The following is a 19,769-nucleotide window of genomic DNA, read 5'->3' as shown; positions in this document are numbered from 1 at the left end:
AAGGGGTTGCGGCATCACTGCTGGTGAGGTCGGCGAGGTGGCGGGGTACGGCGGGCGCGGCCCCGCCGGGCGGCGGCGCGCATCGCGGCGCGGGCCAGCTCCGGCCGGTCGGCGGCGCCGTCGAGGCTGGCGGCGAGCGCGCGCACGGTCGGGTGGCGGAACAGGTCGAGCATGGTGATCGAGCGGCCGGTGGCCTCGGTGAGCCGGGCGTGCACCGCGGCGAGCGCCATCGAGTGGCCGCCGATGTCGAAGAAGTTGTCAGTGACGCCGACCGTCTCCCGGCCGAGCACCTCCCGCCAGATGCCGGCGATCAGCTCCTCGGTCGTGGTCAGCGCGTCCGACCCGACGGGCAGCGGCGCCCGGGCCGGCTCGGCGGCGGCCACCGTCATCGCGCCCAGCGCGGCCACCCGGACCGCCGGGCGGGGCAGCTCGGGGGCCACCCCGTCGGCCGGCGCGTCCGGGTCGGCGGCGAGCGCGCCGACCAGCGCGGCCAGGTCGGCCAGGAGCGCGGCGATCCGGTCGCCGTCGAACAGGTCCGGGTTGTGCACCACCTCGACGCCGGCCCGCCCGTCCCGCTCCACCACGTAGACGGTCAGGTCGAACGGCGACCCGGGCTTCGGCACCGGCACCGGCTCCACGGTCAGGTCGGCCAACGCCAGCCGGGGCGGGACGAAGTTGAGCACGTTGAACAGCACCTGCACCAGCGGGGCACGGGAGGTGTCCCGGCCGACGCCGAGCGCCTCGACGAGGCGTTCCAGCGGTGCGCCCGGATGCGCGGTGACCTCGTGCAGCTCCGCGGCGGCCCGGTCGACCTGCGCGGCGAAGCTGCCGCCGGCGCGCACCCGCACCGGCACGGTGTCGATGAAGAAGCCGATCACCTCGTCGAACGCGGCCAGCCGCCGGTCCGCGACGATCGCGCCGAGCACGTGGTCGTCACCGCCGGTGAGCCGGCGCAGCAGCTCACCGAAGCCGGCCAGCAGCACGGCCGCGACAGTGGTGCCGCGCCGGGCGGCCAGGTCACGGACCGCCCGGTCGGCGGCGGCGTCCAGCCGGACCGCGGCCTCCGCGCCGGCGTACGTCTGCACGGCCGGGCGGGGCCGGTCGCGGGGCAGCTCCAGCACGGTCGGCGCGCCGGCCAGGTGCCCGGTCCACCAGGCCAGGTCGGCGTCACCCCGACGCCGGTCACGTTCTTCCCGCCAGACCGCGTAGTCGGCGTACGTGGCGGGCAGCGGCGGGCGGCCCGGCACCGGCCGGCCGAGCGCGCGGGCGTACGCGGCGGCCAGCTCGTCGTAGAGCAGCGCCTCGGACCAGCCGTCGAAGACGGCGTGGTGCACGGTCACCGCGAGCACGTGCTCCTCGGCGGCGAGCCGGTAGGCGGTGACCTGCCAGGGCGGGCCGGTGGCCAGGTCGAACGCGTGCCCGGCGCCGGCCGTGAGCATGGTGGCCAGCTCGGTGTCCGGGTCGGCGGCGGTGGTCAGGTCGACCACCGGCACCGCCACGTCGGTCGGTTCCTCGCGCACCGCGTACGGCACGCCGCCCTGCTGCGGGATGCGCCAGCGCAGCACGTCGTGCCGCTCGGCCACGGCGCGCAGCGCGGCGCCGAGCGCGGCGGTGTCCAACGGCCCGCGCAGCCGGTGCGCGACCGCGATGTTGTAGGGCGCGCTGGACGGCGCGAGCTGGTCCATGAACCACAGCCGCCGCTGCGGCGGGGACAGCGTGGGCGGGTTGCCGGTGGTCAGCCCGTCGCCGCCGGCCGGGTCGGCGGCCCGGACCCGCGCCACCAGCGCGGCGAACGTGCGGTCGGTGAACAGCACCCGGGTGTCCACCTGCCGGCCGGTCTCCGCGCGCAGCGCGGCCACCAGCCGCATCGCGGCGATCGAGTTGCCGCCGGCGGCGAGGAAGTCGGCGTCCGGGGCGGGGGCCGTGCCGAGCAGCCGCGTCCAGATCCGCCGGACCGCGGTCTCCACCGGGTCGTCGCCGTCGGGCGTGTCGTCGGCCGGCGCGGCGGCCGTGGCCAGCTCGCGCAACGCGGGCCGGTCCAGCTTGCCGGTGGTCGGGCTGACCGGCAGCGCGGCCAGCCGCACCGTCCGGGCCGGCAGCATCGCGGTGGTCAGCCGCTGCTCGGCGTACGCCCGCAGCTCGTCGTCGTCCGGCGCGTCGGCCGGGGTGAGGAACGCGACCAGCTCGGTGCCGGCCGGGCCGGGCACCGCCTCCACGGCGGCCCGCGCGACGCCGGGGTGGGCGGCCAGCACCGCCTCGATCTCGCCCGGCTCGATGCGCTGGCCGCGCACCTTGACCTGCCGGTCGGTCCGGCCGAGGTAGACGATCCGGCCGTCCGGCGCCTGCCGGACCAGGTCGCCGGTGCGGTAGAGCCGCTCGCCGGGAACGGCACCGAACGCGTCGGGCACGAACCGCTCGGCGGTCAGGCCGGGCCGGTTGAGGTAGCCGTCGGCCAGGCCCGGCCCGCCGATCAGCAGCTCGCCGGCCTCCCCCGGCGGCACCGGCCGCAGGTCGGCGTCGACCACGTAGGCGCGGTGGTTGGGCAGCGGCCGGCCGATCGGCACCGGGTCGGCGTCGGCCGGCGTGAGGTCGCCGCTGACCGCCAGCACGGTGGTCTCGGTGGGGCCGTAGCCGTTGAGGAACCGCCGGCCCGGCGCCCAGCGGGCGACCAGCTCGGCCGGGACCGCCTCGCCGCCGCAGAGCAGCACCCGCCACGACGGCAGCTCCGCCGGGTCGAGCAGGGCGAGCACGGTGGGGGTGATGAACCCCCAGCTCACCTCGTGTTCCGCGACGAACCGGGCGAGCCGCACCGGGTCGGCCCGGTCGTCGGCGCCGAGCAGCTGCACCGCGCCGCCGAGGGTCAGCGGCACGAACAGGTCCATGGTGGCCGCGTCGAAGCCGAGCGAGGCGATGCCGAGGCTGCGCGTCGAGGCGTCCGCGCCGGTCAGCGCCGTCACGCCGGTGACGAACTCGACCGCGTTGCGGTGCGTGGTGAGCACGCCCTTGGGGCGGCCGGTGGAGCCGGAGGTGAACAGCACGTACGCCGGGTCGCCGGGACGCGCCGGGCAGGGCGCGAGCGGGGCCGGGCCGGGCAGGCCGAGCGCCTCGACGCCGGGCTCGTCGCCGAACTCGGCCGCCGCCGCGTCGCCGACCACCACCCGGACGCCGGCGTCGCGGGCGATCTCCCGCAGCCGGGAGCGCGGGCCGCCCGGCTCCAGCGGCACGTACGCGGCGCCGGCCAGCAGCACGCCGACCACGGTGACCACCAGGTCGGGGGTCCGCGCGCCGCAGACGCCGACCCGGTCGCCGCGGCCGACACCGCGTGCGCGCAGCGCGGCGGCCACCCCGGCGGCCCGGTCGACGAGCTGCCGGTAGGTGAGCCGGGTGTCCCACTGGCGCACCGCCACCGCGTCCGGGACGCGGGCGGCCCGGTCGGTGATCAGGTCGGCGAGCGTGGCGTCCGGCCAGGGCAGGTCCGCCCCGGAGGCGGCGCTGACGGTCAGGGTGTGGGTCACCGGTGTGCTCCCAGGTGCTCGGCCGGATCGGTGATCTGGAGGCGGAGTTCGCTGACGTAGCCGCGGCCTTGGGCGTCGGGCACCCACGCCTCGTCGGGGGCCGGCAGCAGCTCGGAGACCACCACCGGCACGTCCGGGCCGGTGCGCAGCGCGGCGTCCACCATGGCGCAGAGCGACTGCGCGTACAGCGGGCCGGTGAGGTCCACGTAGCAGGGTTTGATCTCGGTGCCGACCTTCACGAACACCCGCTCGGGCAGGCCGGTGGCCGCCCGCCAGCGGCGTACCGCCAGGTAGCGGGCGGTCTCGTCGGCGTGACCGCCCAGCCCGCACGCGCCGGCCGTGGTGCGCCAGGTGCGCCGCGCCACCACCAGCCGGTCGATGGTGATCCGGGGCGTGTGCGGCGCGGCGCCGAACAGCTTGAACGCGTCCAGCAGCAGCGAGCCGAGCAGCGTGGCGAAGACCTCCATCAGCGGCCAGCGGGCACCGTCCGGGAAGACCGCGGTGAGCCGGTCACCGGCCCGCTCCACCCGCACCGCGGTGGCCGGGACCAGCCGGTTGGCGTCGGCGCCGTGCGCGGTGTCGATGCCGAGCTGGCGGTCCGCCGGGGCGGTCAGCGCGTACGTGGTGCGGGTGGTCCGCCGGGGGAAGCTGTCCGGCCAGAGCACCCGCAGCCGCACCGGGCCCAGGTCGGCGTCGAGGTCGGCGCGCAACGCCGCCGGGTCGGCGTGGAACGGGCTGAGCACCGCACTGTCGAACGCGACGGTGGCCGGGTGCAGCTCGCCGAGCACGAGCAGGAAGTCGCCCCGCTCGACCGCCTCCGGGGACGCGGCGCTGAGCTGGACGTCCGGGTTGTGCAGCCGGGCCGACGGCCAGCCGGGCGCCTCGGCCGGGAACAGCTCCGCCACCCGGTCGGCCAGGTCCGCCGCGCGGACCCGCAGCTCCGCCTGCCCCTCGGGCAGGTCACGCAGGTCGAACAGCTCGGCCCACCGTTCGGTGAGCGTCAGGCCGGCGCGGGCGATGGGGCCGTCCGGCGCGATCAGCGTCCCCTGGGCCAGCAGCCACAGGTCGGCCAGCCGCACCGGCTCGCCGCCGGCGGCCAGTTCGTCGTGCAGCTCGGTGAAGAGCCCGGCGCACCGCTCGGCGACCTCGACGGTGAACCAGCGGGCCGTGCGCAGCACCACCGTGAGCGGCTCGGCGAGCGCGTCGGTGACCGCGGCGCCGACCTGGAACTCCAGGTCACGGGCGGTCTCCTCGTAGCAGACGGTGCGGCCGGCGTACATCTGTCCGCTGTTGCGGGTGGCCGGGCGGCCGGTGACGGCGGTGAACCCGGCGTTCAGCGCGGCCAGCGCGGCGCCGAGCCGGTCCGGGTCGCCGGCCGCGGCGGCCACCTCGTCGCGGGCGGCGCGGAGCCGGTCGAACTCGGCCGCCGTGGCGGCGCGGACCGGCTCGTCGCCGATGGCGGCGATCCGCGCGGCGAGCACGTCCTCCGCGTCCGGGGCGACCGGCAGGTTCGCGCCCCAGCTCAGCTGGCCGCGTTCCACCCACCGGTCGAGCAGCAGGTAGACGTCGTCGGCGCCGTGCACCGCGCCCTCGGCGCAGAGCCGCTCGGCCAGCTCCACCGCCGGGGTACGCCCGTCGACGGCGGCGAGCAGCCGGGCCTCGACCGGGGTCAACGCGATCGGCGGGTGCAGCGGCCAACGCAGCTCCCGCCCGGCCACGGTCAGGTGCGGCTGCAACGCGGGCGCCCACCAGCGGCGCACCGCCAGGTCGTCGGCGAGCCGGTCGGCGTACGCGATCAACGCCCACGCCTCGAAGAACACCCGGCGGCGGTGCACCAGCGCGGCGCCCGGCGCGGTGCGCACGCCGGCCACGGCCGGGTCGAACGTGCCCCAGCAGACCGGGCCGAAGAAGCCGATCGTCTCGGCCTTGCCGCAGTAGCGCTGCCAGTAGCGCAGCAGGCTCAGCTCGCGCTTGCGCCGGCGCACGTTGCGCACCTGCGGGTCGGTGCGCAGCAGGCCGTCCAGCGCGATGAGCATGTCCGGGTTCTGCCAGGTGACCGCCTCGCGCAGCATCGGGTCGGCGGCCAGCTCACCGGCCACCGCGGAGGACTCGGCGAACGCCTCGCGCAGCGTCTTGTCGAACACCTCGGCGCTGCTCGCGCCCGCCAGCAGAGCGTCCGCGGCGACCGCGCACTCGGGCGCGCCGAACCGGTCCAGGCCGGCGGCCGGGAACCCGGCGGTCCGCAGCACCACGTCCCGCCACACCGACCAGCCGGTCGCGCCCAGGGGCAGCAGATGGCTCACCGCGACTCCTCCGCCCCGGTGTCGGTGACGTGCGCTCCGGTGTCGGTGAGGTGCAGGCGCAGCTCGCTGAAGTAGCGGCGGCCGGCCGCATCCGGCACCCAGGCCTGCGTCGGGTCGGGCAGCATCTCGCTGACGGTGAGCGAGACGTCGTCGCCGCCGTCGACCCGGGCGGCGCGCACCAGCGCGCAGAGCATGACGGCGAAGCCCGGCGCGGCGAGGTCCACGAAGCAGGGCTTGGTCTCGGTGCCGAGCTTGACGTAGACCTGTTCGGGCAGCCCGAGCCGGCGACGCCAGGCGCGGACGGCCAGGAACCGCTGCCGTTCGCCGGTGGCGGTGGCCAGGCCGCTCTCCCCGACCGTGGTCCGCCAGGTCTGCCGCGCCACCACCAGCCGGTCCACCGTGATCCGGGGCGTGTACGGCGCGGCGGCGACCAGTTTGAAGCCGTCCACCGCGTGCGCGCTGAACGCCTCGGCGAAGATCTCGGCGAGCGGCCAGCGCTGCCCGTCCGAGGCGGTGGCGACCAGCTCGCCGGCCACCTCGTCGACGGTGAGGTCCACGGTGGGCAGCACCCGGCCCGGCTCCGCGCCGGGCGCGTCGAGGAAGGCGAGCTGCCGGTCGGTCGGGCCGGTCAGCGACTCGGCGGTGCGGCTGGTGCGGCGCGGCCAGTCGGCCGGGAACAGCAACCGGACCCGCCGCTCACCCAGGTCCGCCGCGAGCGCGTCGCGCAGCCGCTCGACGTCCGGGTGCGACGGGGTGAAGACCGCGCAGTCGAACGAGGACCAGGCGGCGTGCAGCTCGCCGAGCACCACTGTGTAGTCGCCGCGCCGCAGCGCCGCCTCGTCGGTGGCGCAGATCTGCAGGTCGGGGCTGTGCATGGCGGCGTTGGACCAGCCCGGCCGGACGCCGGGGAAGACCGTGTCGATCCGGCCGGCCAGGTCGGCCGCGCGCAGCCGCACGTCGGTGGTGCCGGCGGGCAGCGTGTCCAGGCCGAACAGGCCGGCCCAGCGGGCGGCGAAGTCGGCGGCGACCGCGTCGACCGGCCGTTCGCCGCCACCCCAGAACAGGCCCTGGGCCAGGAACCACAGGTCGGCCAGCGCCACCGGGCCGCCGGACTCGGCGCGCAGCTCGTCGTGCAGGCCGCGCAGCACCTCCAGGTAGGCGTCGGCGAGCGCGTTGGCCAGCCAGCGGGCGGCGCGCAGCAGCACGTCCAGCGGGGCGGCCAGCTCGGCCAGCAGCGGGGCGCCGAAGACCACGTCCAGGTCGCGGGCGGTGTCCTCGTAGCAGATGGTGCGGCCGGCGTACATCTGGCCGGCGCGGCGCACCGCCGGCACGCCGGTCAGTTCGGTGAACGTGGCGTCGAGGGCGTCCAGCGCGACCCGTAGCGGCTCGGGGTCGCCGGCCGCCGCGGCCACCGCGTCGCGGGCGGCACGCAGCCGGTCGAAGCCGGCCCGGGCGGCGGCGCGGGCCGGCTCGTCGCCGATCGCCGCGATCCGCTCGGCCAGCACCCGCTCGGCGTCCGGGCTCACCGGCAGCGCCGCGTCCCAGGTGATCAGTTCCCGTTCCACCAGCCGGTCGAGCAGCGCGTAGCCGTCCTCCGGCCGGCGCAGCCCGATCGCCGGGTCGGTGACCAGGTCGGCGGCGTCGCGGCGGCCGTCGGCGGCCCGCAGCAGCGCCGCCTCGACCGGGGTCAGCGTCAGCGGCGGGCGGCCGGGCCGGAGCACCACCCGGTCCCGGATCGCCAGGTGCGGCCGGAGCATCGGCGGCCACCAGCGGCGGACCGCCGGGTCCGCGCCGATCCGGTCGGCGTACGCGGCCAGCGCCCAGGACTCGAACCACACCCAACGCCGCCGGGTCAGCCGGTCTCCGGGGTTGACCAGGGCAACCTCCGGCTGGTCGCGGTCGACGGTGACCCAGCAGGCCGGGCCGAAGAACCCGACCGTCTCGTTCTTGCCGCAGTAGCGCTGCCAGTACTTCAGCAGCGCCCGCTCCCGGTCCCGCCGTCGCACGTTGCGGGGCGCGTCGGCGCCGCCGCGCGCCAGCCCGTCCAACGCGACCAGCGCGCCCCGGTTCTGCCAGGTGACCGCCTCGCGCAGCAGCGGGTCGGCGGCCAGCGTGCTGAGCCGCTCGGCGCCGTCCCGCAGCGCCTCGTCGAACTCCTTGTCGAACCGGTCCTCGCCGGTGCCGGTGGCCAGCAGCTCGTCGGCGGCGGCGGCGGCCCGGGGCGCGCTCAGCGCTGCCAGCCCGTCGGCGGGGAACCCGGTGGTCCGCAGCATCGCGTCGCGCCACACCGACCACCCGGTGTCCCCGAGCGGCACCCGGTGCGCGCCGCCGGCGGTCCCGCGACCGACGGCGCGCACCGGGTCCGGACCCGCGTCCGGGCTTCCGGCGCGGGTGGTCGAGGTGCCGGGCCCGGCGACGGTGGCGCCGGGCGCGGCGATCGGGGCGTGGGGGGCGGCGCCCGGCGCGGCGCTCGGCACGCCGGGCGCGGCGGTCAGGTCGGCCCGGATCAGCGCGACCAGCTCGGTGAGCCGGTCGTGCAGGAAGAAGTGCCCGCCGGGCAGCTCGTGCAGCGTGAACCCGGCCGCGGTGTGCTCGCCCCAGGCGGCGTTCTGCTCCCGGGTGACCGCCCGGTCCGCGTCGCCGGCGAACGCGACGATCGGCACCGGCAGCGGCTCGCCGGGCACGTGCCGGTAGTCGTCCACCCGCCCGAAGTCGGCGCGCAGCAGCGGCAGCAGCAGCTCCACCAGCTCCGGGTGGTCGAGCAGCTCGGCGGGGAGACCGCCGCCGTCGCCGAGGCGACGCAGCAGCTCCTCGTCGCCGACGCGGGACAGCCCGTCGAAGGTTCCCGGTGCGGTGACGTGCGGCGCGCGGGCGCCGCCGACGTAGAGCCGCAGCGGCAGCGGACGGCCGGTGCGGCGCAGCTCGCGGACCACGTCGAACCCGAGCCGGCCGCCCATCGAGTGGCCGTAGATCGCGTACGGGCGGTCGGCCCGGGACGCGATCGCGTCGGCGACGTCGGCGACGGTGAAGCGCGGGTCCTCGGTGATCCGGTTTTCCCGGCCGGGCAACTGCACCGGCAGCACCTCGACGTCGGGGCCGAACGCGGCCGGCCAGTTCCGGAACGCGCTGGCGCCCGCACCGGCGTAGGGCAGGCAGAACAACCGCACCGGCGCCTCGGGGCGGCTTCCGGTGGAGACGAACCAGTTCACCGCGGGCCTCTCTGCACGGGGTCGATCCAGTGCCGGCGGCGCTGGAACGGGTAGGTGGGCAGCCCGGTGCGCCGGACCGTGCCCTCGGGATGCAGGGCGTCCCAGTCGACGTCGTGCCCGGCCACCCAGTCGGCGGCCGTCTCGCGCAGCGGCCCGGCGTCACCGGCGATCCGGGCGTCGGTGTCGAGCAGCACGTCCAGCGCGGACAGCGCGGCGGACAGGTCGGCGGCGACCACGGCCGCCCGGTGGGCGAACGGCCGCCGGCCGAGCGCCAGCGTGGCGGCCACCTCGGGCAGCGCCGGCGCGGTCCCGGCCAGGTGGGTCCGCAGCCGGACCAGCGCGGCCCGCAACGCCGCCGGGGTACGCGCGGAGATCGGCAGCAGCCACGGCCCCTCCCCCGGCGGGTCGGCCGGCTCGACCGGCGGCGGCTGTTCCACCACCACGTGCGCGTTCGTGCCGCCCAGGCCGAACGCGCTCACCCCGGCCACCCGGCGTCCACCGTCCGGCCAGTCCCGGGCCTTGGTGGGCACGTAGAACGGGCCGGCGGCCAGGTCGATCTCCGGGTGCGGGCGGGTGAAGTGCAGGTTCGGCGGGATCACGCCGTGCCGGACGGCGAGCACGGTCTTGATCAGCCCGGCGATGCCGGCCGCGGCGTCGAGGTGGCCGATGTTCGTCTTCACCGAGCCCAGCGCGCACGTGTCGGGCGGCGCGGCGCCGGCGTACACCTCGTGCAGCGCGGCCACCTCGATGGCGTCGCCGAGCGGCGTGCCGCTGCCATGTCCCTCGACGAGGCGGACCTCGCCGGGGGCGACCTCGGCGGTGGCGAGCGCGTTGGCCACGGCGGCGGCCTGCCCGGCCGGGCCGGGCACCGCGAAGCCGGCCCGGTCCGGGCCGTCGTTGGTGACCGCCCAGCCGGGCAGGATCGCGTAGATCCGGTCGCCGTCGGCCTGCGCGTCGGCGAGCCGGCGCAACGCGACCACGCCCGCGCCGGAGCCGAACCCGGAGCCGTCGGCGGCCTCGTCGAAGGCGCGGCACCGGCCGTCGGGCGAGGCGAGCCCGCCCGGGGTGGCGCGGTGCCGGGGCCACATGACCGTCGACCCGCCGGCCAGCGCCAGGTCGCACTGGTAGTCGGCGAGGCTCTGCGCGGCCAGGCAGACCGCGACCAGCGAGCTGGAGCAGGCGCTCTGCACGGCCAGCGCCGGGCCGGTCAGCCCGAGCCGGTAGGCGACCTGCCCGGGCAGGTGGTCGGTGAACTGCCGGCCGACCAGCCGCGCCTCCCAGTCGTCCGGGTCGACGTCGCCGACCACTGCCGGGTTGTCCATGAGGTGGAACAGGAAGTAGCGGTTGGCGGAGGTGGACGAGTAGACGCCGACCAGCCCCGGGAAGCGCTGCGGGTCGTGCCCGGCGTCCTCCAACGCCTCCCACGCGGTCTCCAGGAAGAGCCGGTGCTGCGGGTCGGTGCGGGCGGCCTCGTCGGCGCCGAAGGAGAAGAACTCGGCGTCGAAGTCGGCCACCCCGTCGAGCCGGCCGGCGGCGCGGACGTGCCGCGGGTCGGCGCGCAGCCCGGGCCCGACGCCGAGCGCGGCCAGCTCCTCGTCGGTGTGGTCGTGCACGGAGTCCACGCCGGTGCACAGGTTCCACCAGAACGTCGCCACGTCGGGCGCGCCGGGGAAGCGGCCGGCGATCCCGACCACCGCGATCTCGTCGCCGGTGTACTCGCGGGACGCGCTGACCGGCGCGGCGGGCGCGGGCAGCACCGGGGCGCGGACCGCCTCGGGCGGCGCGTCGAGCAGCGCCGCCTGGGCCGCGACGGTGGGGTGGTCGAACAGGCGCAGCATCGGCAGCCGGACACCGAACCGCTCGGCGATGCGTTGCTGCACCCGGCCCAGCAGCAGCGACTGCCCGCCCACGTCGAAGAAGCTGTCGGTGCGGCCGACCACCGGGCGGCCCAGCACCGCGCACCAGATGTCGTGCACGGCGCGTTCGGTGTCGGTGGCCGGCGCCTCGCCGGCGGGCACCTCGGCGACCGGGTCGGGCAGCGCCCGCTCGTCGATCTTTCCGCTGACGGTGAGCGGGAACTCGGCCACCACGACCACCGCGCGCGGTACGGCGTAGTCGGGCAGCGCGGCGGCGAGCGCCGCGCGCAGCGCCGCCGGGTCGGGGCGGGCGCCGGCCGGCCGGGCGTACGCCAGCAGCTCGCCGTCGCGGGCGATGGCGCGGACGCCGGCCACGCCGGGCTGGGCGGCCAGCACGGTCTCGATCTCGGTCAGCTCCACCCGGTGCCCGCGCACCTTGACCTGTCGGTCGAGCCGGCCCAGGCAGACCAGTTCGCCGCCGGGCAGCCGCGAGCCGAGGTCGCCGGTGCGGTACGACCGCGTCCCGTCGGCGTCCCGGCCGAACCGGTCGCTGTCCTGGTTGAGGTAGCCGGCGGCGAGGTGCCGGCTGCGGACCACGATCTCGCCGGTGTCCGGGGCGAGGTCGAGCCGGTAGCCAGGGAACGCGGTGCCGACCGGCAGCGGCCCGACGGCGGCCGGGTCCACCTCGGACAACGGCAGCACGTGCCGGGCCGCGAACGTCATCTCGGTGGCCCCGTAGCCGTTGACCAGCACGCAGCCGCTGGCGAACCGGTCCCGGCCGCGCGCCGCGTCGGCCCAGGTGGCCTGTTCGCCGCCGAGCAGCACCGCGCGCACGGTGGCCAGCCGCCGGTCGCCGAGCGTGTCGAGCAGGAAGCGGTAGACGGTCGGCGTGCAGTGCAGCACGGTGACGCCGTGCCGGTCGAGCTGTTCCACCGCGTACGCCAGGCCGTGCCGGCGCAGGTCGACCGGGACGACCGCGGCGCCGGTGAGCAGCGCCGGGTAGAGGTCCGGGATGGCGGCGTCGAAGCTGAACGAGGCGAGCAGGCTGAGCCGGTCGGCCGGGCCGACGGCGAGCGCGTCGATCTGGTTGTCGACGACGTGGGCCAGGTTGCGGTGGGTCTGCCCGACCGCCTTGGGCACGCCGGTGGAGCCGGAGGTGAACAGCACGTACGCCAGCGCGTCCGGGTCGACCGGCACCGGGCGCAACGGGGCCGGCGGCACCTCGTCCAGCGGCACCACGGCACGCCCGTCGGCCAGCGTCAGGGCCAGCTCACGGTGCTCGGCGGCGCAGGCCACGGCGGTGACGCCGGCGGCGGCGACCATGTGCCGCAGCCGGGCGACCGGGAATCCCGGGTCCAGCGGCACGTACGCGCAGCCGGCGGCGAGCGTGCCGAGCAGTGCGGCGACGGTCGGCGCGCCGTGTGCGGTGAGCAGCGCGATGCGGTCGCCGGGCCGGAAACCGGCGGCGACGAGCACGGCCGCGTACCCGCCGGCCGCCTCGGCCAGCTCGGCGTAACCGACCTCGTGGGTCTCGCCGAGAAGTGCCGGGCGGCCACCGTGGACCGCTGCGACCGCGCCGAAACGATTGATGATCATCGTCTCTGCCATCAGGAAACGGGATGAGCTCCACTGACGGCGGGCGCGCAGCAGCAATCGACGAATGTGACCATTGATCCCCCCCAGGACTTCACATTGGAAGCAGAATAAAGCTCAATCTCTCGACCGGAAGAGGATCGATCCGGGTCGAGCCGAAGGGGGGACGACCGCTGGCACCTCGGACGGAGGAATTCGTCCGATCATCCCTCTAGCGCGTAGACGATTTTCAGCGTAGGTAGCTACTGGCGAGTTATTTTACGGTGAAAATACTTCTGGACCGTGAAATCTTCGCCCGGCGGCCCAACCGGACGGCAGCTCGACCCGGATCGCGGGGAGCCTGCTCAGACATCGTACGGCGGGCGCGGAAGGGGGTCCACCATCGCGTCGAACCCTCGGGGCAGCTGCGCCACCAGATCCTGGAACTCGCCGACCGTGACCGTCTCCCGCAGCGTGGCGAGCACCGCCCGCGTGCCCACCTCGGCGACCGCCGGGTCCACCGCGGCCCGGTCGGCCACCCGGTAGAGGAAGTCCACCGCGGCCCCGGTCGCCGCCCCGTCCGCCACCAGGTAGCCGCCGACATCGTCCGGCAACTGCGCCGCCAGGTCGGCCGTCTCGTCCGCGGTGATCCGCTCGGCGAGGGTCTGCAACACCGCCCGGGAGATCGTCGCCGCGTCGTCGGTGGGCAGCTCGGCGCGACGCGCCACCGCGTCGACGAACAGCGGAAACCGCATCCCGCCCTCCCCTGCCAGCCAGCCACCGACCCCCGCGACTACCCACCCCCACCCCCACCAAACAACCCCACCCCACCCCCGCCCCCACCCCCGCCCGCGATCTTGCACTTGCTGCCGGGCAAAAGCGACCGATCCGACGTCTCGCGGGCAGTAACCGCAAGATCGGCGAGGAGGGCGAGGCGAGGAGGGCGAGGAGGTGAGGTGAGGAGGGGAGCGTGGGTAGCATCCGCGCATGGCCACCGTCACCCATCCCGGCGCCTGCCCCCTGGACTGTCCCGACACCTGCGTCTGGCAGCTCACCGTGGCAGACGGCCGGGGCGTCGCGCTGCGTGGCGACCGCGACCACCCGTTCACCCGGGGTGCGCTCTGCGGCAAGGTCAACCGCTACCTCGACGCGGTCAACGGCCCGGACCGGCTCACCACCCCCTGGATCCGCACCGGCGGCAAGGGCGTCGGTCCGGTGGCCTACCGGCCGGCGAGCTGGGCGGAGGCGCTGGACCGGGTGGCGGCCGGGCTGCGAGCCAGCATCGACCGCGACGGGCCGGAGTCGGTGCTGCCCTACTACTTCGCCGGCACGATGGGGCTGGTCCAGGGCTGGACGATGGGGCCGCGACTGTTCGCGTACCTGGGGGCGTCCCGGTTGGACACCACCATCTGCACGGCGGCGGCGAACGCGGCCACCCGGTCCGTCTACGGCCGCTCGGTGGGCTTCGAGCCGGAGTCGATCGTCGACGCCCGGCTGATCGTGCTCTGGGGCGCCAACCCGCTCGCCACCAACCTGCACCTGTGGCCGTTCGTGCAGCAGGCCCGCGAGCGCGGCGCGTACCTGGTGACGATCGACCCGCTGCGCACCGAGACCGCCGCCCGCAGCGACGAGCACGTCGCGCCGCTGCCCGGCACCGACGCGGCGCTCGCGCTCGGGCTGATGCGGCAGGTCCGCGACGCCGGGGCGGCCGACGAGCCGTGGCTGGCCGCGCACACCGTCGGCTGGCCCGAGCTGTCCGCCCGGCTCGACGAGTGGCCGGTGGAACGCGCCGCCGCCGAGTGCGGGCTGCCCGCGGAGACCGTGCGCCGGCTCGGCGCGCGGATCGCCACCACCCGGCCCACCGCCGTACGCGTCGGCCTCGGCCTGCAACGGCACGCCGGCGCCGGGCAGGCGATCCGGGCGATCTGCGCGCTGCCGCTGGTCACCGGCGATTTCCGGTACGCCGGCGGCGGCGCCCTGGTGACCACCAGCGGGCACCACCCGGTCGACAACGGCCCGGTGGTCCGGCCGGCCGGCATGCCGGCACCGCCGGCCCGGTCGGTGAACATGAGCCGCCTCGCCGCCGTGCTCACCGGGGCGGCCGACCCGCCGGTGACCTCGCTGGTGGTGTTCAACGCCAACCCGGCGGCCACCGCGCCGGACCAGACCCGGCTGCTCGCCGGCCTGCGCCGCGCCGACCTGTTCACCGTGGTGCTGGAGCAGCGCTGGACCGACACCTGCGACCACGCCGACGTGGTGCTCCCGGCCACCATGCAGCCCGAGCACCTCGATCTCCAGACCTCCTACGGGCACCACTACACGACGCTGAACCTGCCGGCCACCCGGGCGCCCGGCGAGGCGCTGCCGAACACCGAGATCTTCCGGCGCATCGCCGCGGCGCTCGGCATCGACCATCAGGCGTTCCGGGACAGCGACGAGGACCTGGCCCGGCAGTTGCTGGCCGGCTCGCCGATCGGGTTCGAGGAGCTGCGCGACCGCACGTACGCCCGGCTCACCGGCGTGGCGGTCGGCTCCGCGCCGTTCGCCGACGGTGGCTTCCCCACCCCGGACGGGCGGGCCCGGCTGCACGACCCGGCCCTGGCCCGGCTCGGGGTGGATCCGCTGCCCGGCTACACCCCACCGGTCGAGGCCGCCGACCCGGCGCTGGCCCGACGTTTCCCGCTGGTGCTGCTCGCCCCGGCCGGCCGCTACCTGATGAACTCCACGTTCGCCTCGCTGCCGTGGCACGCCCGTCGGGCCGGTCCGCCCCGGGTGCACCTGCACCCGGCCGACGCGGTGGCGCGCGGCCTGGCCGACGGCGACGCGGTGCGGGTCCACAACGACCGGGGCGCGTTCCTGGCCGCGGTGGCGGTGGACGAGGGGACCCGGCCCGGGGTGGCGTTCACCTACAAGGCGTACTGGGCGCGGCTGAGCCCCGGCCGGTCCACGGTGAACGCGGTGACCGCGGTCCGCGACGCCGACCTGGGTGGCGCGCCCACGTTCCACGACTGCCGGGTCGAGGTGGAGCCGGTGCCGGCCGAGCTGCTGACCGCCGACCCGCCCGTCGACCCGGCCGTCGACCAGGCCACCAGCCGGACCACCGGGCCGGCCGTGGACACCGGCGTCGCCGCGCCCCTCGGCTGAGCCGGGACCTCCGGCCCGGTCGGTGGGTCCGTCCGCCCCTGCTCGCCCCGGCCACCGCCGCCTAGCGTCGGAGACGGTGGCGCCAGGTCACGGCGCGGCGTCGGACGCGCCGAGCTGGAGCTACCGGAGGCGCCGGAGCGCGGCGCCGCGGACACCGGGAGGTCGCCATGCGGACGTGGCAGGTGCAGGACGTGATGACCACCGACGTGGCGTCGGTACGGGAGGGCACGGCGTACCGGGAGATCGTCGACGTGCTGACCGACCGGCACGTCACGGCGGCGCCGGTGGTGGACGGCGCCCGGCGGGTCCTCGGGGTGGTCTCCGAGGCGGACCTGATGTACAAGGTGGAGCTGTCCGGGCAGCCCCACGAGCGGCGGTTCCGGCCGGACCGGCACCGCCGGGAGGCGCGGGCGAAGGCCGGCGCGACGCTCGCGGCCGACCTGATGACCGCTCCCCCGGTCACCGTCGCGCCGGACGCCACGCTGGTCGAGGCGGCGCGGCTGATGGACACGCGCGGTGTCAAGCGACTGCCGGTGGTCGACGACCTGGGCCGGCTGGTCGGCATCGTGACCCGCGGCGACCTGCTGAAGGTGCACCTGCGCCCGGACGCGGACATCCGGCGGGACGTGGTCGACGAGGTGCTGCGCCGCACGCTCGGCGTCCGCGACGGCGTGGTGGACGTGACAGTGCACGGCGGCGTGGTGACGCTCACCGGTCAGGTGGAGCGCAGGTCGACGGTGCACCTGGCGCTGCGGTTGACCCGGCAGGTCAGCGGCGTGGTCGAGGTGGTCGACGCGCTCGGCTACGCGATCGACGACGCGCCGGGGTCGGCGCTGCGGCTCGGCGGCGGCATGCCGGCCGGCATCGCCTGAACCGACCCCGCCATGCTCACAGTCAGCCCTCGGCGAGCGCGTCCAGCACCAGCGCGGCGGTCCAGCTGAACGCCGGTGAGCCGAGGCCGGCGCCGGTGTCCGGGTGGAAGTACTCGTGGCAGCCGGCGCCGTCGACCAGGTCGAGCAGGGATTCCCGCAGCCCGGCCGCCAGGTCGGCCCGACGGTGGGTGCGCAGGCCCTGCCAGAGCAGCCAGCCGGTGTTCACCCAGCTCGGCCCGCGCCAGTAGCGCAGCGGTTCGAAGTCCGGCGCGGTGCGGTCGTAGGTGGGCAGCGGCCGGTCCATCCGGGCGGCCAGCCCGAACCGGGGCGAGCACGCCTCGGCCAGTACGGCCCGCACCTGCGGCTCCGGCAGGTCGGGCAGGGCCAGCGGCAGCAACCCGAGCACGGTACGGGCCCCGATGAGCCGGTCGGTGCGGACGTCACGCGGCCGGAACGTGCCGGTGACCGGGTCCCAGAGGCGGGTCACCAGCGCCTCGGTGAGGCGGGCGGCCCGGTCCCGGTGCGGGCACGGGTCGGCGCCGACCACCGTCGCGATCCGGGCCAGCGCGTATTCGGCGACCCCGAGCGCGGCGTTGACCAGCGGGCACTCCACCAGGAACGGGTGCCGACCGAGCAGTCCCTCGTCCCGGTAGCGGCCGGCCCGGTAGCTGTCGACCAGCGCGACGTAGCGTGCGTAGTCCAGGTCGGTGGGCCGGTGCGCGGCGTCGGCGTGCGCGGTGTCGTGCCGACGGTACGCGCGCATCACCGCCTCGTCGGCCGGCACCGCGGCCAGCGGGGCGTCCCAGGCGGGGCTGTTGTCCAGGCCGGACTCCCACGGGTGCACGATGGCGGCCAGTCCGCCCCCGCCGACGTCCCGCCGCCCGGTCAGGTAGCGCTGCTGGGCGACCAGCCGGGGATAGAGCCGGCGCAGCGCGGCCACCGACGCGTCGGAGGGGGCGCGGCGGTGCACCAGCCAGGCGGCCGGGGCGTGCACCGGCGGCTGCACGATGCCGGAGGTGGCCACCGGCGGCGCGCCGTCGGCGCACGCCGAGTCCCAGAACGCCGGCCCGGGGAAGTACGGGCCGAGGTGCGGCGCCGGGTTGAACACGATGTGCGGCACCCGCCCGTCGGCCCACTGCGCGGCGAACAGCGTCCGCAGCTCGCGCCAGGCCCGGTCCGGTCGTACGTGCGCCAGCCCGACCGCGATGAACGCCGAGTCCCAGCTCCACTGGTGCGGGTAGAGCGTGCGGGACGGGACGGTGTGGTCGTGTTCCCAGTTGGCGTCCAGCGTGGCGAGCGCGAGCCGGCGCAGCCGGGCGTCCCGTTCCGCGCCGGCCCGGACGCCGGCCGCCAGGCTGCCGGTCACGCGGCGGCCCGCCACGGCCGGGCCGGGGTCAGCACGGTGGCGGCCTGGCGCAGCGCGGCGACCGGCTCACCCCGCAGCCGGCACTCGAGCGCCAGCCAACCGGGATAGCCGATCCCGGCGAGCGTGTCGAGCAGCGCCGCCCAGTCCAGGTGCCCGGCGCCGGGCTGGTGCCGGTTGGAGTCGCTGACCTGCACGTGCCCGAGGTAGGGCGCGGCGGCGCGCAGCGCGGCGCACGGGTCGTCCTCCTCGATGTTCATGTGGTAGGTGTCGGCGACCACCCGCACCGCGGGCGACCCGACCGCACGGCACAGCTCGACCGCCTGGTCGAGCCGGTTGACCATGTGGTCCTCGTACCGGTTGAGCGGTTCCAGGAACAGGGTGACCCCCTCGGACCGGGCGTGCTCGCCCAGCTCGCCCAGGGCGTCGACGAGCACCCGCCGGTCGGCCTCGGGCGACCGGGGCGGTTCGTGCGGCGGCAGCCGGCGGGAGAACATGCCCCAGGCGGCCGGCGTCATGGCGCCGACGCCGCCCAGCTCGGCGATCACGGAGAGCTGGGAGCGCAGGTTGCGGACCGCGTCCCGGGAGCGGGCCGGGTCGAAGTCACCGATGAAGTGGTCCATCTCGACGCAGACGGTCGGCGTCACCACCCCGGCGGCGTGGGCCCGGCGCAGCTCCGGCAGCCGCCGGGCGAGCGCCAGGTCCCCCCGTCCGCGCAGCTCGATGCCCCGGTAGCCGAGGGAGACGGCGAGGGCGCACTTGTCGATCAGGTCGGCGCCGGGGAGCAACTGCTCCTGGCAGGCCAGTGGGATGTCCATGTCAGAACCTCAGCACCACTTGGAGGACGTCACCGTCACCGCGGTCGAGCAACGCCAGCGCGTCGGCCACCGCGCCCGCGTCGACGACGTGGCTCACCAGCGGCAGCGGGTCGACGCTGCCCTCCGCCACCAGGTCCATGAAGGTGTGGGCGATCCGTGTCCCGGACCACCGGCCGGCCGTGCCGGGGACCGGGTCCGGGCCGGAGACCTGGGCGGCCACCAGCTGGATCCGGTTGTGGTGGAACTCCTCGCCGAGTTCCAGCCCGTGGGCGTACCCCTGGTAGAAGCCGGCGGCGACGACGCGGCCGGCGGGCGCGGTGGCCCGGATCGCCTCGTGCAGCGCCGGGTACGCCCCGGACAGCTCCAGGCAGACGTCGGCGCCACGACCGTCGGTGGCCGCCCGCAGCGCGGTGGCGGCCGAGTCGCCGGCGGCGTCGACCACCCGGCGGGCGCCGAGGCGGGTGGCGTGCGCGAGTCGTCCGGGCATCCGGTCGACGGCCACCACCCGGCTGCCGGACAGCACCGCGAGCCGGGTGCCGAGCAGCCCGATCACGCCCTGGCCGAAGACGCCGACCCAGTCGCCGAGGTGCAGGTCGCCGGCGAGCACCGCGGTCAGCGCGATGGCGCCGGGGCGGGCGAAGACGGCGGCGAGCGGGTCGAGGCCGGGGGCGAGCGGGTGCGTCGCGGCGGCGGCGAGCACGGCCTCGGCGCGGTGCCCCCAGATCCCCCAGACGAGCTGGCCGGCGCGGCGGTCGGCGACGTCGGGGGCGACCTCGACGATCTCGCCGACCTCCTCGTAGCCGAAGCCCACCACCGGGTACGCGGGCGCGGCCTGCCGGGGCACGAACATCCGGGCGGTGGCGTCCCAGTCCTTGCGGAGGCGGGGGTTGCTGCCCCGGTAGAGGGTCAGCTCGGTGCCGGCGGAGATGCCGGAGTAGCAGGTGCGGACGCGGACCTGACCCGGGCCGAGCCGGTCCGGGAGGCAGGGCTCCAGGCGAACGCTGCGGGGCCCGGCCAGAGAGACAACCCAGTTGGCCATGGCGTCGCTCCGAAGAAAGTACCGGCCTCAATCCTAACCCAAAAAATGGGCATATGTGATTAGATTGATGAATCGGTG

General features: G+C 76.5%; 10 protein-coding genes. 2 read left to right on the top strand and 8 right to left on the bottom strand.

Annotated features, from left to right (window positions below; genetic code table 11):
• Positions 1–14 precede the first annotated feature (14 nt).
• From ACH495_RS26115 to ACH495_RS26095, 5 genes are all read right to left on the bottom strand, one after another.
• Complete coding sequence (locus ACH495_RS26115) at positions 15–3,515, bottom strand: amino acid adenylation domain-containing protein (protein WP_396860344.1); 3,501 nt, start codon at positions 3,513–3,515, stop codon at positions 15–17.
• A complete protein-coding gene (locus tag ACH495_RS26110; RefSeq protein ID WP_396860343.1) occupies positions 3,512–5,818 on the bottom strand; it encodes a lantibiotic dehydratase in 2,307 nt (768 codons plus the stop codon). Before ACH495_RS26110 ends, ACH495_RS26115 begins: the two co-directional genes overlap by 4 nt.
• A complete protein-coding gene (locus ACH495_RS26105) occupies positions 5,815–9,027 on the bottom strand; it encodes a thioesterase domain-containing protein (RefSeq protein WP_396860342.1) in 3,213 nt (1,070 codons plus the stop codon). Before ACH495_RS26105 ends, ACH495_RS26110 begins: the two co-directional genes overlap by 4 nt.
• Positions 9,024–12,491: an AMP-binding protein gene (locus tag ACH495_RS26100; protein WP_396860341.1), complete on the bottom strand. Its 3,468-nt coding sequence runs from the start codon at positions 12,489–12,491 to the stop codon at positions 9,024–9,026. Before ACH495_RS26100 ends, ACH495_RS26105 begins: the two co-directional genes overlap by 4 nt.
• 329 nt (positions 12,492–12,820) lie before the next feature.
• Positions 12,821–13,210 (bottom strand): DUF2267 domain-containing protein, encoded by a 390-nt coding sequence (locus tag ACH495_RS26095; protein ID WP_396860340.1) that lies wholly within the window; start codon positions 13,208–13,210, stop codon positions 12,821–12,823.
• A 232-nt stretch (positions 13,211–13,442) separates the two neighbouring features.
• Between ACH495_RS26095 and ACH495_RS26090 the strand changes: the two genes are divergently transcribed.
• Positions 13,443–15,599 carry a molybdopterin-dependent oxidoreductase gene (locus ACH495_RS26090; RefSeq protein WP_396860339.1) on the top strand — a complete coding sequence of 719 codons (2,157 nt, stop codon included), beginning with the start codon at positions 13,443–13,445 and terminating at the stop codon, positions 15,597–15,599.
• Between the two features lie 167 nt (positions 15,600–15,766).
• Entirely contained in the window at positions 15,767–16,471 is a 705-nt protein-coding gene (locus ACH495_RS26085) for a CBS domain-containing protein (protein ID WP_396860338.1), read from the top strand.
• Positions 16,472–16,493: 22 nt separating this feature from the next.
• On the opposite strand, the gene ACH495_RS26080 is transcribed toward ACH495_RS26085, so the two are convergent.
• From ACH495_RS26080 to ACH495_RS26070, 3 genes are read right to left on the bottom strand one after another with little or no spacing between them, the layout of a single operon-like run.
• Positions 16,494–17,837 (bottom strand): MGH1-like glycoside hydrolase domain-containing protein, encoded by a 1,344-nt coding sequence (locus ACH495_RS26080; RefSeq protein WP_396860337.1) that lies wholly within the window; start codon positions 17,835–17,837, stop codon positions 16,494–16,496.
• Complete coding sequence (locus ACH495_RS26075) at positions 17,834–18,652, bottom strand: sugar phosphate isomerase/epimerase family protein (protein WP_396860336.1); 819 nt, start codon at positions 18,650–18,652, stop codon at positions 17,834–17,836. Before ACH495_RS26075 ends, ACH495_RS26080 begins: the two co-directional genes overlap by 4 nt.
• Position 18,653: 1 nt before the next feature.
• Positions 18,654–19,691, bottom strand: coding sequence for a zinc-binding dehydrogenase (locus ACH495_RS26070; protein ID WP_396860335.1), 1,038 nt, complete (start codon positions 19,689–19,691; stop codon positions 18,654–18,656).
• Positions 19,692–19,769 lie beyond the last annotated feature (78 nt).

The sequence above is a fragment of the Micromonospora sp. NPDC018662 genome, from assembly GCF_044391475.1.
Taxonomy (GTDB): Bacteria; Actinomycetota; Actinomycetes; order Mycobacteriales; family Micromonosporaceae; genus Micromonospora.
The sequence above is the reverse complement of the archived record's forward strand: the minus strand, read 5'-3'. Positions and strand labels throughout refer to the sequence as shown.

Coding starts and splice junctions, on each gene's coding strand:
- ACH495_RS26090 (WP_396860339.1), top strand. CDS start 13,443: ATGGCCACCGTCACCCATCCCGGCGCCTGCCCCCTGGACTGTCCCGAC.
- ACH495_RS26070 (WP_396860335.1), bottom strand. CDS start 19,691: ATGGCCAACTGGGTTGTCTCTCTGGCCGGGCCCCGCAGCGTTCGCCTG.
- ACH495_RS26085 (WP_396860338.1), top strand. CDS start 15,767: ATGCGGACGTGGCAGGTGCAGGACGTGATGACCACCGACGTGGCGTCG.
- ACH495_RS26075 (WP_396860336.1), bottom strand. CDS start 18,652: ATGGACATCCCACTGGCCTGCCAGGAGCAGTTGCTCCCCGGCGCCGAC.
- ACH495_RS26100 (WP_396860341.1), bottom strand. CDS start 12,491: ATGGCAGAGACGATGATCATCAATCGTTTCGGCGCGGTCGCAGCGGTC.
- ACH495_RS26095 (WP_396860340.1), bottom strand. CDS start 13,210: ATGCGGTTTCCGCTGTTCGTCGACGCGGTGGCGCGTCGCGCCGAGCTG.